The 15,445-nt window shown below is 40.7% G+C and carries 14 protein-coding genes, 3 tRNA genes and 1 pseudogene; 12 read left to right on the forward strand and 6 right to left on the reverse strand.

Annotation, left to right across the window (positions count from 1 at the left end; all coding sequences use genetic code 11):
• Nucleotides 1–192: 192 nt before the first annotated feature.
• Nucleotides 193–837, reverse strand: coding sequence for a YchE family NAAT transporter (locus EAE89_RS03285; protein WP_054480418.1), 645 nt, complete (start codon nt 835–837; stop codon nt 193–195).
• Between the two features lie 409 nt (nt 838–1,246).
• On the opposite strand from EAE89_RS03285, the gene adhE reads away from it, so the two are divergent.
• On the forward strand, nt 1,247–3,907 hold the full coding sequence (gene adhE, locus EAE89_RS03290; protein WP_214085368.1) for a bifunctional acetaldehyde-CoA/alcohol dehydrogenase: 2,661 nt from the start codon (nt 1,247–1,249) through the stop codon (nt 3,905–3,907).
• A gap of 122 nt (nt 3,908–4,029) precedes the next feature.
• Here the strand turns inward: adhE and EAE89_RS03295 are convergent, their stop codons facing one another.
• The gene (locus EAE89_RS03295; RefSeq protein ID WP_054480420.1) at nt 4,030–4,638 is read right to left on the reverse strand and encodes a thymidine kinase; all 609 of its coding nucleotides are present in this window, start codon (nt 4,636–4,638) and stop codon (nt 4,030–4,032) included.
• Between the two features lie 641 nt (nt 4,639–5,279).
• On the opposite strand from EAE89_RS03295, the gene hns reads away from it, so the two are divergent.
• Nucleotides 5,280–5,684 (forward strand): histone-like nucleoid-structuring protein H-NS, encoded by a 405-nt coding sequence (gene hns, locus EAE89_RS03300; protein WP_054480421.1) that lies wholly within the window; start codon nt 5,280–5,282, stop codon nt 5,682–5,684.
• 297 nt (nt 5,685–5,981) lie between these two features.
• Here the strand turns inward: hns and EAE89_RS03305 are convergent, their stop codons facing one another.
• The 4 genes from EAE89_RS03305 to rssB all read right to left on the reverse strand — a co-directional run bounded on the left by EAE89_RS03305 (nt 5,982) and on the right by rssB (nt 10,811).
• The gene (locus tag EAE89_RS03305) at nt 5,982–6,995 is read right to left on the reverse strand and encodes an NAD-dependent epimerase (RefSeq protein WP_054480422.1); all 1,014 of its coding nucleotides are present in this window, start codon (nt 6,993–6,995) and stop codon (nt 5,982–5,984) included.
• Nucleotides 6,996–7,003: 8 nt separating this feature from the next.
• Complete coding sequence (locus EAE89_RS03310; protein WP_054480423.1) at nt 7,004–8,347, reverse strand: UDP-glucose dehydrogenase family protein; 1,344 nt, start codon at nt 8,345–8,347, stop codon at nt 7,004–7,006.
• Between the two features lie 23 nt (nt 8,348–8,370).
• Entirely contained in the window at nt 8,371–9,294 is a 924-nt protein-coding gene (gene galU / locus EAE89_RS03315) for a UTP--glucose-1-phosphate uridylyltransferase GalU (RefSeq protein WP_149616467.1), read from the reverse strand.
• A 491-nt stretch (nt 9,295–9,785) separates the two neighbouring features.
• On the reverse strand, nt 9,786–10,811 hold the full coding sequence (gene rssB / locus EAE89_RS03320) for a two-component system response regulator RssB (protein ID WP_054480425.1): 1,026 nt from the start codon (nt 10,809–10,811) through the stop codon (nt 9,786–9,788).
• 158 nt (nt 10,812–10,969) lie between these two features.
• Between rssB and EAE89_RS03325 the strand changes: the two genes are divergently transcribed.
• From EAE89_RS03325 to EAE89_RS03370, 10 genes and pseudogenes are all read left to right on the forward strand, one after another.
• Nucleotides 10,970–11,431, forward strand: coding sequence for a YchJ family protein (locus EAE89_RS03325; RefSeq protein WP_054480426.1), 462 nt, complete (start codon nt 10,970–10,972; stop codon nt 11,429–11,431).
• Between the two features lie 61 nt (nt 11,432–11,492).
• Entirely contained in the window at nt 11,493–12,341 is an 849-nt protein-coding gene (purU, locus tag EAE89_RS03330; RefSeq protein WP_054480427.1) for a formyltetrahydrofolate deformylase, read from the forward strand.
• Nucleotides 12,342–12,609: 268 nt separating this feature from the next.
• Nucleotides 12,610–12,765 (forward strand) — tRNA-Tyr (locus EAE89_RS03335).
• Nucleotides 12,766–12,917: 152 nt separating this feature from the next.
• A tRNA-Tyr gene (locus tag EAE89_RS03340) sits at nt 12,918–13,073 on the forward strand.
• Between the two features lie 152 nt (nt 13,074–13,225).
• Nucleotides 13,226–13,310 (forward strand) — tRNA-Tyr (locus tag EAE89_RS03345).
• Between the two features lie 9 nt (nt 13,311–13,319).
• Nucleotides 13,320–13,616: an NAD-binding protein gene (locus EAE89_RS03350; RefSeq protein WP_280516004.1), complete on the forward strand. Its 297-nt coding sequence runs from the start codon at nt 13,320–13,322 to the stop codon at nt 13,614–13,616.
• Nucleotides 13,613–14,137: pseudogene (locus tag EAE89_RS03355) on the forward strand (four-carbon acid sugar kinase family protein); the annotation flags it as partial. The gene EAE89_RS03350 and the pseudogene EAE89_RS03355, both read left to right, overlap by 4 nt.
• A 10-nt stretch (nt 14,138–14,147) precedes the next feature.
• Nucleotides 14,148–14,396: a class II aldolase/adducin family protein gene (locus EAE89_RS03360; RefSeq protein ID WP_479687597.1), complete on the forward strand. Its 249-nt coding sequence runs from the start codon at nt 14,148–14,150 to the stop codon at nt 14,394–14,396.
• A 16-nt stretch (nt 14,397–14,412) separates the two neighbouring features.
• The gene (gene otnI / locus EAE89_RS03365; RefSeq protein WP_054480428.1) at nt 14,413–15,192 is read left to right on the forward strand and encodes a 2-oxo-tetronate isomerase; all 780 of its coding nucleotides are present in this window, start codon (nt 14,413–14,415) and stop codon (nt 15,190–15,192) included.
• 11 nt (nt 15,193–15,203) lie between these two features.
• The coding region (locus EAE89_RS03370) for a DeoR family transcriptional regulator (RefSeq protein WP_214085369.1) at nt 15,204–15,445 on the forward strand (242 nt) is incomplete at its 3' end.

The following is a 15,445-nucleotide window of genomic DNA, read 5'->3' on the forward strand; positions in this document are numbered from 1 at the left end:
GCAGCCAGTTACACATTGTATAAACAGACCAGAATAATTTAAAAAATATTGGATTATTTGTATAAAATTCAGGAAGTACCGATAAAAAAAACGAGAAAAGATGATAAAACAAGCTTTATCATAAAAATGATAAGAATATTATAATTTATAATTTGACTAGAAAAAAATTCACCTCTTTTCTCGCAAGTCGTATCAGATTAGCCCCGGAAATAATGCCCTAATCCCTGTCACAATCAGCTCGATTCCTAAAGACATCAACAACAGCCCCATAATACGGGTGATAACGTTAATTCCCGTCTGCCCAAGGTATTTGACCACTAAAGGAGCGGCTCGAAATAATAACCAGCAGCAAAAAGCAAACAACGCGCTGGTTAGCGCAAGTCCAATAAAATTTTGCCACCCCTGGTAGCGAGAACTCCAAACAATACAAGAACTGATTGCACCAGGACCTGCCATTAACGGTAATGCCAATGGCACAACCCCGACACTCTCTCTGATCGCTGTTTCTGATTTTTCCTGCTTATTTTGCTTATCTTCCCCAAGCTTACCGTTAATCATCGACATAGCGATAGTCACAACAAGAATCCCACCAGCAATACGGAAAGAATCAATGGAAATACCAAACATACGCAGGATCGAATCACCTAACAGCAAAGCTGTCCATAAAATGATGGCAACAGAAATATTGGCTATAAAATTAGTTTTATTACGGGCAGATTGAGTCTGGTAATGAGTCATGCTAATAAAAACCGGCAAGATACCAACGGGATTAACTAGCGCAAACAATCCAACAAAAAACTTAATGTAACCAGGAAGATCCAGTAGCAAGTCACTCACAAATAACTCCTCATTGAGCTACGCAGTATTAGTAAGTCTGTTTCCATATGGTCATCCACCAGAATATTATGGAAAACTTAATTTTTTCTTTACATTATACCGATAAGATTTCGGTTTCTATCCACTATAACCCATTTTTTAATTAATAATTTCTTATATAAAAAGTTGTTTACTCGATATTTTCGCCAAGTTAATAACTTAATCTTATTCACTCTTTTGCCATTCAATTCATATTATCACCCATCAAAGCTGAAAGGAGTCAGCTTTGCATTTGTGTGATTAAGATCAATATATATTTAATACCAAATGGTAACCTGTAGCTATCATAAAATCACCAGACTAAATAGTCTGTAAAATACTTTTTTACCTAATATTAAAGATTTTTAATATTTATCAGGAGTCGTTTTTTATGACTGTAACTAATGCTACTGAACTGAATGAAATGGTTGCCAGAGTAAAAAAAGCGCAACGTGAATTTGCTAACTTCTCTCAAGAACAAGTTGACAAAATCTTCCGAGCTGCCGCTCTTGCGGCAGCCGATGCACGTATTCCTTTAGCAAAATTAGCCGTGACAGAATCGGGTATGGGTATTGTCGAAGACAAAGTCATCAAAAATCACTTTGCCTCCGAATACATCTATAACGCATATAAAGATGATAAAACTTGTGGCATTTTGTCCGAAGACCAAACATTCGGCACTATCACTATTGCTGAACCTATAGGCTTAATTTGCGGCATCGTGCCAACCACTAACCCAACATCTACAGCTATTTTTAAGGCGCTAATCAGCCTGAAAACCCGTAACGGTATTATTTTCTCACCACACCCACGAGCTAAAAAAGCAACCAACAAAGCCGCTGAATTGGTCCTACGTGCTGCAATTGAGGCTGGCGCACCTGAAGATATTATTGGCTGGATTGATGAACCCTCTGTTGAACTTTCTAATGCGTTGATGCACCACCAGGATATCAACCTGATCCTCGCTACCGGTGGCCCAGGTATGGTAAAAGCGGCATACAGCTCAGGTAAACCCGCAATCGGCGTTGGGGCGGGTAACACCCCCGTCGTCATTGATGAATCAGCTGATATTAAACGTGCCGTTGCATCTATTCTGATGTCCAAAACGTTTGACAACGGCGTTATCTGCGCTTCAGAACAGTCCGTTATCGTAGTGGATTCTGTTTACGAACAGGTACGTGAACGATTCTTTACTCACGGCGGTTATTTGTTACAAGGCAAAGAGCTGCAAGCTGTTCAGGATATTATCCTGAAAAACGGTAACCTGAACGCAGCAATTGTTGGTCAGCCTGCAACTAAAATTGCCAAAATGGCAGGCATCAATGTTCCTGAAAAAACCAAAATACTCATTGGGGAAGTCAGCCAGATTGATGAAACTGAACCTTTTGCTCACGAAAAACTGTCTCCACTGCTCGCTATGTACCATGCAAGCAGTTTTGAAGATGCGGTAGAAAAAGCAGAAAAACTGGTTGAAATGGGCGGTATTGGTCACACCTCCTGCCTGTATACCGATCAAGATAATCAAGCAGCAAGAGTCAAGTACTTTGGCGACAAAATGAAAACAGCACGCATCCTGGTGAATACACCCGCATCTCAAGGTGGTATCGGTGATCTTTACAACTTCAAACTTGCTCCATCTCTAACACTAGGTTGCGGTTCCTGGGGAGGAAATTCCATCTCCGAAAATGTGGGGCCAAAACATCTCATCAACACCAAAACCGTGGCGAAGAGAGCAGAAAATATGTTATGGCATAAACTTCCAAAATCAATTTACTTCCGTCGGGGTTCCCTACCTGTCGCATTAGGGGAAGTGGCAACCGATGGTGCAAAACGGGCCTTTATCGTAACAGACCGTTTCTTATTCAATCATGGTTATGCTGATCAAGTCACTGATGTGCTGAAATCCCACGGGATAGAAACAGAAGTTTTCTTTGAAGTTGAAGCTGACCCGACATTGAGCATCGTTCGTAAAGGTGCTGAACAAATGCATTCATTCAAACCAGATATCATTGTTGCACTAGGGGGGGGTTCTCCAATGGATGCCGCCAAAATTATGTGGGTAATGTATGAACACCCTGAAACGCATTTCGAAGAATTAGCCCTGCGATTTATGGATATCCGTAAACGCATCTACAAATTCCCGAAAATGGGCATTAAAGCTAAAATGGTAGCAATTACCACAACTTCCGGCACAGGCTCTGAAGTGACACCATTTGCCGTTGTCACTGATGATACCACCGGTCAAAAATATCCATTGGCTGACTATGCCCTGACTCCAGATATGGCTATCGTTGATGCTAATCTGGTAATGGATTTACCAAAATCACTGTGTGCTTTTGGTGGCTTGGATGCTATCACCCATTCTCTAGAAGCTTATGTATCTGTGCTGGCAAACGAATACTCTGACGGACAAGCACTTCAAGCACTAAAACTACTAAAAGAATTCCTTCCAGCCAGCTATCACGAAGGTGCAACTAATCCTATTGCCCGTGAACGGGTTCATAATGCTGCAACCATTGCTGGCATTGCATTTGCTAACGCCTTTCTGGGCGTATGTCACTCTATGGCACACAAACTGGGTTCTGAGTTCCATATCCCGCACGGCCTTGCTAACGCATTGCTGATTTGTAATGTTATCCGTTATAACGCTAACGATAACCCAACTAAACAGACTGCATTCAGCCAATATGACCGTCCACAGGCACGCCGTCGTTATGCTGAAATTGCAGATCATCTTGGCTTATCTGCTACCGGGGACCGTACCGCAACAAAAATTGAAAAACTGCTAGCATGGCTGGAAGAGATGAAATCTGAACTGGGTATCCCAACCTCTATCCGCGCCGCCGGTATTCAGGAAGCGGACTTTTTAGTAAAAATTGATAAATTGTCTGAAGATGCTTTCGATGACCAATGCACTGGCGCGAATCCTCGCTATCCTCTGATTTCTGAGCTGAAACAACTCTTGTTGGATTCATACTATGGACGTGAATTCACAGAAACAACTGTCACACAGGAAACAACAGAGCCAGCACAAAACCCGGGCAAAAACTAACCATCAACTAACTTAATATCACTTAAAGGGTGCTGATATCAGTACCCTTTAACTCATGCCATAAAAACGCCGACTCAATCCTAATAAGCCCTCAAACGTCCTCTGGAAGCTTTAAAAAATTATTAACTACCGCTGTATTTTCGTTTTTCCTTAGCTTCATTGATAACATCCGTATAGTGTTTGCGGCAAACAGACACATATTTTTCATTACCCCCGATATCAATCTGCTTACCATCATAAATGGCCACACCTTCACTATCAAAACGTAATACACGGCTTGCTTTACGTCCACAATGGCAAATAGTTTTCAGCTCAACCAACTTATCAGCCCATGCCAAAAGATATTGGCTACCGCTAAAAAGCTCCCCTCTAAAATCAGTTCTCAACCCATAACATAGGGCAGGAATATCATCGTAGTCAGTCACTTTACACAGCTGTTCAACCTGTTCTTTTGTAAGAAACTGACATTCATCAATCAACACACAATGCACTTTCTCCCGCTTATTTTCATTTCTGATCAACTCACCTATATCCGTCTGTTGGCTAAACAGGAGTGCACCAGCGGATAATCCAATCCGAGAACTGACTTTTCCTTTTCCAAACCGAGTGTCAATTTCTGCGGTAAAAATCAGCGTCCTCATCCCCCTCTCATTATAGTTATATGAAGACTGCAACAGAGATGTCGATTTTCCAGCGTTCATTACAGAGTAATAAAAATAAAGTTGAGCCATAGGCCCTACCCCTTAACAAAATTTATAAAGCCATATAGTCAGATGAGTTTACCATAAACTTTAGTAGTGATTATCCATCTCAGTAAGCTACATCCGTTGATATCGTAAAATATTTAGCTTAGTGATGTCTTAATCATTCATGATCATTATTACATCACATGGGCAATTAAGACTCATCTGCGTGGCAAATGCTCATGTTTAAATTAAGCAAATGAAAGATTGATTGATTTGTTGCATATTGTATGCAAATTAATAAACTGCGTGATTTACTGTCAGAAAATGACAACAGAAAATCAAGGATAACTCATGGATTAGTCATAAGTTTTTTTAAACTTAGTATTATTCTTCCTTAACTGGTATGATAAGAAACAGTTAAAATTACTTACCGATTTAGTATATAGATGGTTTATAAATTAGAGAGATAATCATGTACCCTCTTAAAGGTACTTTGAACATGTTATTGGTGAATGACAATCAAAATAGCTGTATAAAAAGCGCTATATAACTTTTGTAAAGAAATTACGTTTAAAAAAAAGAGTCATTTTATCGGAATATGAGAAATTGACTATTGCAGAAAATAAAATAGCATTCTATTATTATATCCACATCAGCCATCATCATTATAATTTGAGACCAGGACAATGAGCGATTTAAAAACCTTAAATAACATCCGTACTTTACGAGCTCAGGCAAGAGAATGTGACCTTGAGTTCTTAGAAGAAATACTAGAAAAACTGACCGTCGTTGTTGAAGAACGCCGTGAAGAAGAAAGTCTGGTACAAGCGGAATTAGAAGAACGCACACGTAAATTGGAAGAAGTTCGTAAAATGATTCTTGAACAAGGAATTGATCCAAGCGAATTGCTCCAAACAATGAGTACTGGCAAATCTGCTGGTAAAACAAAACGTGCTGCACGTCCAGCTAAATATCAATATGTTGATACAAACGGTGAAACTAAAACCTGGACTGGCCAGGGACGTACACCAGCTGTTATCAAAAAAGCAATTGAAGAGGAAGGTAAAACTCTGGAAAGCTTCTTGCTGTAACTTGTTGTTTTTGAATTGATTTAATTAAAAACACCCTTTCAAAATAGAAGGGTGTTTTTATTATTTAAATTGTTTAAATAACAAAAGAATTAACAGCTATCATATCAATTTGTTTGAGTATCATTGACAAGGATTTAATCAAGTTGTGCGTTTTTGTATCATTCTTTTGTGATAAAGCAGAGCTAGTTGTAACCTAGCTAATGCCAAGGCAAATAATAATCAAACAGACACAACTATTTACTTCTTTTGGTAACTGTCGTTGATCCAATAGAAAAGGAGCCAACTGGCTCCTTTTCCTTATTTAGATTTATGATAAAAACTCAAATACCACTCTACGAACTGCTTCACACCATGCCTGACCGAAGTATTGGGTGCAAATCCTATTCTTTGAAAAATGTCACTGGAATCGGCACAGGTCGATAGAACATCACCATCTTGCATAGGCATAAAATTTTTCTTGGCCTGAATGCCTAATGACTCTTCTATCGCTTCAATAAAATCACCTAATCTAGTTGGTTGACCATTACCAATATTATAAATACAGTAAGGAGCAGAACTGGTAGATATTTGCCCATCCTCAACCACCCAGCTCTCATTTGGCACAGGAATGATGTCTTGTAATCTGATTATTGATTCAACGATATCATCTATATAAGTAAAATCTCTAACCATATTGCCGTGGTTATACACATCAATAGGATGCCCTGATAACATAGCCTTAGTGAACTTAAATAAAGCCATATCAGGACGCCCCCATGGGCCATATACGGTGAAAAAACGCAAACCTGTCGTTGGCAACTGATAAAGATGAGAATAACTGTGAGACATTAATTCATCTGATTTTTTAGTTGCCGCATATAACGAAATTGGATGATCAACAGAATCGTTTGTAGAAAACGGTTGCTTTCTATTTAGCCCGTAAACTGAACTGGAAGAGGAATATAATAAATGCTCAACATTATTATGACGACAAGCTTCCAGTATATTGATATGCCCTATTATATTCGAATCAATGTAAGCCATTGGATTCTGCAATGAATAGCGAACACCAGCCTGAGCCCCCAGATGGATAACCCGCTGAAATTGATGTCGCTCAAAAAGATCGGGAATAGCTATTCTGTCAGCTAAATCCAGTTTTTCAAATTTAAAACCTGGCTTGCCAAGTAATAGGTCTAACCGTGCCTGCTTGAGATTCACATCATAATAGTCATTAAGGTTGTCGATACCTACAACCTCATACCCCATTTGCAATAACCGCTGACTCACATGGAAACCAATAAAACCAGCAGCACCTGTCACTAAGAGTTTCATCGTATTACTCAGATAACTGGGTTAATGGATGCACCACGACCAATCCCATAATAAATAAAACCTCGGGATTGCAGGCGTTCAGGATCATAGAGATTCCGGCCATCAAAGATAACCGGGGTCTTAAGAGACTCTTTGATGACATCAAAATCCGGTGCACGGAAACTTTGCCATTCAGTACAAATAATCAGGGCATCCGCTCCCTTAAGAGCCGCCTCTTTAGTACCCATTAATGACAAATCATCACGTTGACCATAAATACGTTGGGCTTCCTGCATAGCTTCAGGATCGTAAGCCTGTATTTTTGCACCGCCCTGCCACAATGTTTCCATCAAAACACGACTTGATGCTTCACGCATATCATCGGTATTCGGTTTGAACGCTAATCCCCAAACAGCAAATGTCTTACCGGATAAATCTTCACCAAAGTGACGTTTTACAAAAGAAGGTAATTTACTCTTTTGCTGTTCATTCACTTGTTCTACCGCATGAAGAATTTTAGGCTGATAACCAATTTGCTCCGCAGTACGAATTAACGCCTGTACATCTTTCGGGAAACAGGAGCCACCATAACCACAACCCGGATAAATAAAATGATAACCAATACGAGAATCAGAACCAATTCCTTGACGAACATGTTCAATATCAGCTCCCAGCATTTCAGCTAAGTTAGAGATCTCATTCATAAAGCTGATTTTTGTTGCCAACATACAGTTTGCGGCATATTTCGTCAGTTCTGCGCTGCGGATATCCATCACAATCATACGATCATGATTACGGTTAAATGGTTCATACAATTCACGCACCAGATCAATGACTCTTTCGTTATCACACCCAATAATGATTCGCTCAGGACGCATACAATCTGCAATAGCGGCCCCTTCTTTCAGGAATTCTGGATTAGAAACCACATCAAATGGAATATCAAGATTGCGCTGACGCAGACTCTCATTGACAACAGCATTAACTTTATCGGCGGTACCAACAGGAACCGTGGATTTATCGATAATAACTTTATAACTCTCCATGTACTCCGCTATAGTACGGGCAACAGCGGTTACATATTTCAAATCTGCTGAACCATCTTCATCAGGAGGCGTTCCTACAGCAATAAACTGTAATTTACCGTGTGCAACACCGGCCTTTGCATCTGTACTAAAATTCAGACGGCCTTCTTCATAATTCTTCTTAACCAGCGGTGCCAAGCCAGGTTCAAAAATAGGGATCTGACCATTTTTCAAGTTTTCAACTTTATTTGCATCTACATCAATACAAAGTACATCATGCCCTACTTCAGCTAAAACCGTAGCCTGCACCAAGCCAACATAACCAATACCAAATACCGTAACTTTCATATGATACCTAAATTTCCGCAAAATTATTCTTTAGTCTGATTCTGTAAAGCCACTAGCCCTAACCAATCAGTAAACTCTTTGCCTAACTCATAGTGTTTCATACCATACCGAACAAACGCCTGCATATATCCAAGCTTATTGCCACAATCATGGCTTAAACCCTGCAAGTGGTATGCTTCCACGGGTTCCTCTTCCATTAACATAGCAATCGCATCGGTAAGTTGAATTTCATCGCCGGCCCCTGGTGCTGTTTTTGCCAATAACGGCCAAATTCTTTCAGACAGCACATAACGGCCAACAATAGAAAGGTTTGATGGTGCTTCTTCCGGTTTAGGTTTTTCAACTACACGTTTGATTGGCTTACTATCACCTGGTTGAAGACTTGCTCCCTGGCAATCAACAACACCATAACTGGAAACTTCTTCATGAGGCACAGGCTCTACTAATATCTGGCTGGCACCGGTTTCATTATAACGAGCCAACATCTCACTCAGATTATATTTAGTTAGGTCTGTACTATACTCGTCAAGAATAACGTCAGGGAGTATCACAGCAAAAGGTTCATCACCAATTAAAGGCTTCGCACATAACACAGCATGTCCTAACCCTTTAGCAATTCCCTGCCGGGTTTGCATAATAGTGACATGGCTTGGGCAAATAGACTGAACTTCATCCAATAACTGACGTTTCACCCTTTTTTCAAGGATCGCTTCCAGCTCAAAACTGGTATCAAAATGGTTTTCGATTGAATTTTTCGATGAATGAGTAACCAAGATAATTTCATTAATGCCAGCGGCAATACACTCATTAACAACGTACTGAATAAGGGGCTTATCCACTAAAGGTAGCATCTCTTTAGGAATCGCTTTCGTGGCGGGTAACATTCTGGTTCCTAATCCCGCGACGGGAATAACGGCTTTCTTAACTACTTTGTTTACTGATGGCATTAATCTTATCTCCTGCTGTTTTTGGTTGAAACAAATCCGTCTTCAACTCAAAATCAGTGCTAACTCTTTCAGAACCTATTCCAATAAAGCATTATTATCTCTCACATATACCTGTTACCTTTCAAGTTGCCTCTTTGTTGGCTGCACTCACTCACCCCAGTCACAGAGTTATCTATGCTCCTGGGGATTCGCTCCCTTGCCGTCGCGATGCATCTTGAAATCTATTGGGTATAGTACGCCGCTTCACTCGCTCTTTTTGGACTAGATTAAGCACGTCCAAAAGCCAGTGCTTTTATCTAAGCACTAGCAAATCCACTTTTTACTACAAAGAACAGCCAATAAATATAGCCTAATGAGATAGGTTCCAGACGTAATGGGCTGAGTATACCAGCTAATTCTATCCGATAAACAGCACCGTAATGTTTAATTACATCACCGTGACTTGATGTTTAATATCTGCTTTTTTAAGCAAAATGTCACTCTGGTAATATTCATCTGGAACACATTGAAGAAAGCATCAATTTTATTTGACTATCTGTATTCCAAATCCGGCATTGCCATTCAGCACTATGAGAACAAACTTGGTTCGAACAAATCGTTCGCAATGTTCCAAGCGGAACACCACTATCTAATTGAATTTGGCGATTACCCGATTTAATACTGGCATGTAACCCCGCAGAAGTAAGCAAAACCGTTTTATTAACGGTATGATAATACCCGAGCAACAGTGGAAATTGCCCTTGTAGCCCTGCATTCTCCAACAAGTTATTAATCCTGTTCAAAATACCTGCCATGCTGGGTAAACGCCGAGAATGATGGATGATATGTTCTTGTAATAAGCTATTAAATACAACTCTTAGTAATAATGCTGAAATCACACCATACTCTTTTGAACGGCTAATATCCAGACAATAAAAAGCTAATTCATTATCAGACAATGCAGCCATATCGAGAATTAACCCTGGTTTATCAATCATATTTAATTTTCGGTAATTGACCCTACAGTGAGCAATCACCTGTGAAACCGGGGGTTGCAACTGCTTAAGCATATTTAATGCTTCATCTGAATTATGTTTTAACGTTAACCAATCTTTATTCAAATTATTCTGCTCAATCGCACCGGACATAAAGACCGCAGGATGCAAATAGGCCAACACAGCCTTTTTGATCTCATTGAGATCTGAAACGGGTTTTAATAAAACATCTTTTGCACCTAAACGAAGTACTTCATCAACTTCTGCCATCTTGTTGGTTGCTGAAATAATAATAACTGGAATACTCACACCCTCATTAGTCAATTTGGCAACAAATTCAATACCATTCATAACCGGCATATCTAAATCACATAAAATAAGTTCAATATGCGCTTCGCTTCCCAGCATCTGTAATGCAACAGCACCATTAGATGCAACCAACACCCTAGCACCCAACGTTCGCAAATACCCTGCCAGCAAAGAACTAAAAACAGGTTCATCCTCTACAATCAAAATTTCTTTGCCTGCCAGTGCTTTTTCCATAAACGCGCTCCCTTACCTTAATATTGCGACTTTCACCTTTATCTTAGGTACTATCAATCATATTAGTTCAATTGAGTGACTATCATTTGTTCTCTTACGTTTCTTTGCAATAGAAAACGCATAAAATGGTATTTCACCCTTAAAAAATTGGAGTTATTTTGACAGAATTATGTCCTTGTGGTAGTGCAATAACTTTTGCAGATTGTTGTTCTCCTTATCTGCAAAACATAAAATTTGCTGCCAACGCTGAATCATTAATGCGTTCCAGATACAGTGCTTATGTAAAACACAATGTCGATTATCTTATTACCAGTTGGCATCCTGACTGTCAGGCTGAAAAGTGGCGTTTAGATATAGAACAAAGTTTTATTGCAACTCAATGGATCGGGTTAAATGTAATCGCGACTGAAAAAGGCAAAGACGACAACGAAGCCTATGTTGAATTTTCAGCTTGCTTTCTTGATCAGAAAGCTCAAGATAAACAACTTATCCATGAACGCTCACGTTTTCTTCGTATAGATCGGCGTTGGTACTATATTGATGGTGTAAAGCCTCAAACTGGCCGTAATAATCCTTGCCCATGCGGTTCGGGTAAAAAATACAAAAAATGTTGTGGTTAAAAACCACAGACAAAAACCAGATAAACAAGAAACGAAAAAGATTTAAGGAATCATCTCATTCATGCCACACCAAAATATACAAAAGAAAATTCTGCGTACTATTTGCCCTGATGCGAAAGGATTAATCGCTAAAATTACCAATATCTGCTACAAACACCAACTGAATATAGTTCAGAACAACGAATTCGTCGATCATTGCACTGGCCGTTTTTTCATGCGCACTGAACTTGAAGGAATCTTCAACGATGAAACATTTCTGGCTGATTTAGATGACGCACTTCCGGTTGGATCTCAACGGGAATTAAACTCTGCGGGTCGTCGTCGGATCGTTATTATGGTGACAAAAGAAGCGCATTGTCTTGGGGATTTACTCATGAAAAGCGCTTATGATGGACTTGATGTTGAAATTGCGGCAGTTATTGGCAACCACGCAACATTGCAATCATTAGTTGAGCAATTTGGTATTCCTTTTCATTTAATCAGTCACGAAGATTTAACCCGTGAACAACACGACGAAAAACTGATTGCCCAGATCGATCAATACAAACCTGATTACGTGGTACTAGCCAAATACATGCGGGTACTGACACCAGAATTCGTTCAACATTATCCAAATCAGATCATTAACATTCACCACTCCTTCTTACCTGCATTTATAGGGGCCCGTCCTTATCATCAAGCTTACGAGAGAGGTGTAAAAATCATAGGAGCAACAGCTCACTACGTGAATGACAATCTGGATGAAGGTCCAATTATTACTCAGAACGTCATTAACATAGACCATACATACACAGCGGAAGACATGATGAGAGCGGGCCGAGACGTTGAAAAAAACGTCCTAAGTCATGCTTTATACTGGGTTCTTGCTCAACGTGTTTTTGTTTATGGGAACCGCACTATAATTCTTTAAAATTAAATCAATTGGGACATAAGAGCAGCATTCAATAATTTAATTTTCAAACATATGTTTTACAGCGGCGGTTCATTTGATATGACTCCGCCCGTTGTAACCGACAATGATACATTTCAAAACTTGATGGGGTTCTATTTGTTCATAGGCTCAATATAAGGATAAAAAAACGGCATACGGTCACTTATTTTCAAAATAGACTTTACAGCAGCAGCTCATTTGATGTGATTCTGCCTGCTGTCATCAACAGTGATACATTTCAAAACTTGGTGGGATTCCCGGACGGCCAAAGGGAACAGACTGTAAATCTGCCGTCACAGACTTCGAAGGTTCGAGTTGAGCGCAGCGAAACAACAATGCGGCGCTTGCGACGCGTTGGCCCGCAGGGCGAGGAACGCAGTGACGAGTCATCCTTCCCCCACCACCGGCAAACAGACTCCTTATTTGCTCACAACCGGACCAATTAAGGATAAAAAAACGGCATACGGTCACTTATTTTCAAAATAGACTTTACAGCAGCAGCTCATTTGATGTGATTCTGCCTGCTGTCATCAACAGTGATACATTTCAAAACTTGGTGGGATTCCCGGGCGGCCAAAGGGAACAGACTGTAAATCTGCCGTCACAGACTTCGAAGGTTCGAGTTGAGCGCAGCGAAACAACAATGCGGCGCTTGCGACGCGTTGGCCCGCAGGGCGAGGAACGCAGTGACGAATCATCCTTCCCCCACCACCGGCAAACAGACTCCTTATTTGCTCACAACCGAACCAATTAAGGATAAAAAAACGGCATACGGTTACTTATTTTCAAAATAGACTTTACAGCAGCAGCTCATTTGATATGATTCTGCCCGCTGTAATCAACAGTGATACATTTCAAAACTTGGTGGGGTTCCCGAGCGGCCAAAGGGAGCAGACTGTAAATCTGCCGTCACAGACTTCGAAGGTTCGAATCCTTCCCCCACCACCACCGCTTAATATGCACTCAAGCATTCCAAAGAAACTAATAACAGCATATTCCCCATTCAGGGGAAGGTCGAGAACCTTCGCCAAGGTTCGAGTTGAGCGCAGCGAAACAACATCCTCCGTAGATATTTTCGTCAAAGATCTGGGATTAGTATTAGAGACAGGCAAGGCATTGAGATTCCCATTACCTCTATCAGCCACAGCACATCAAATGTTCCTTGCTGCTACTAACGAAGGTTTTGGTCAATGGGATGACAGCGCAGTTATCAAAACTTTTAAAGGTATCACTTTACCGGAGAAAGAATTATGACCATTAAATTAGGTGTTATTGCCGATGACTTTACCAGCGCAACCGATATCGCAAGTTTTATGGTGCAAAGCGGCTGGCGGGTTGTTCAGTTACTGGTTGCACCTGATGAAAATACAGTCGTCCCACAGAATATTGATGCCATTGTTATCAGCCTAAAAAGCCGCTCTTGCCCGGTAGATGAAGCGGTGAACAACTCACTAAAATCCTGCCGCTGGTTACGCCAAAAAGCAGGCTGTCAGCGAATATTCTTCAAATACTGCTCAACATTTGATTCCACCAGCAAGGGTAATATCGGGCCAGTAACAGATGCTCTGATGGGGGAACTGAACACAGATATCACGCTGATCTGCCCTGCACTGCCGGTTAATGGGCGTACCGTTGTGCATGGACATCTGTTTGTTAACGGGCAACGGGTCAATAAAAGTGGTATGCAACACCACCCAATAACACCCATGAAAGACGCTAATCTAATACGCCTGATGGAGCAACAGGCCCAGGGAAAAACAGGTCTGGTAGATCTGACTTCCTCTGGTGAAATATCTACCACCAGGCGACGAGAAAATCGGTGAGGAAATTGCGAAGCTGGCCGCAAAACACAACGCAATTCTGCTTTCTAACCACGGACCTGTTGTCGGTGGCAAAACTTTACGGCAAGCTTTTTTCAATGCGGAAGAATTGGAAGATACTGCCCGGTTGTATCTGACATTATTACCATACGGTTTCACCACCTTAAATAAAGGGCAAGTGCAGGAACTTGAAACTCGTTATCCCAAAAACTGAATAAAAGGAATTCATCATGGCTGAATTTGCGGCAAACCTAAGTACGATGTTTAACGACGTTCCTTTTAAAGAACGTTTTGCCCGCGCAGCCAAAGCTGGATTTAAAGGCGTTGAATATCTGTTTCCTTATGAAGAAACCGCTGAAAACCTGGCTGTCCTGTTAAAACAGCATCAATTAACACAGGTTCTGTTCAACATGCCTGCCGGAAACTGGGCGGCGAACGAAAGAGGGATAGCCTCTGTTCCTGGTCGTGAAAAAGAATTTGCCGAAGGTGTACAGACCGCTCTGAAATATGCATTGGCTCTGAACTGTAAGCAAATTCATGCTATGGCAGGAAAACTGGATGAACAATTTACACCAGAACAACAACGTGAGTGTTATATCAGAAATATTCAACATTCCGCTGATGTGATGGCGGAACATAACATTAACGTATTAATTGAACCGATTAATAATCGTGATATGCCAGGTTATTTTCTGACAACTCAGCATCAGGCTGAAATATTGCTTAAAGAAATTAACCGCCAAAATGTTTTTATTCAGCTAGACCTTTATCACTGCCAGATTATGGAAGGTGATTTACTTCGCACCATTGAACGTTTATGGGGAAAATTCAGTCATATCCAGATTGCCTCCGTACCGGAACGCCATGAACCTGATAGTGGCGAAGTGAACTACCCATGGTTATTTAATAAACTGGATGAAATGGGCTATCAAGGCTGGCTAGGTTGTGAGTATCACCCCATCGGCTACACTGAAAATGGTCTGGGTTGGTTGATCAAGGCACAGAAATAACCGGAAAAAATATGCTCCCATCAGAGCGCAGAGACTTTATTTATCGCTATGTACATGAATATCGCACAATTTCCATCAGCGCCTTGGTTGAACTGATGAACGTTTCGCATATGACAGTACGGCGGGATATCCGCACTCTGGAAGAGGAAGGCAAAGTCATTAATGTCAGTGGCGGTGTGCAACTCAGTGATGTTCTACGCCAAGAATTACCCTGGAATGAAAAAGCCCAACTTAATCATCGGCATAAACGAGA

This window comes from Photorhabdus heterorhabditis (assembly GCF_018448905.1).
GTDB classification, from domain to species: domain Bacteria; phylum Pseudomonadota; class Gammaproteobacteria; order Enterobacterales; family Enterobacteriaceae; genus Photorhabdus; species Photorhabdus heterorhabditis.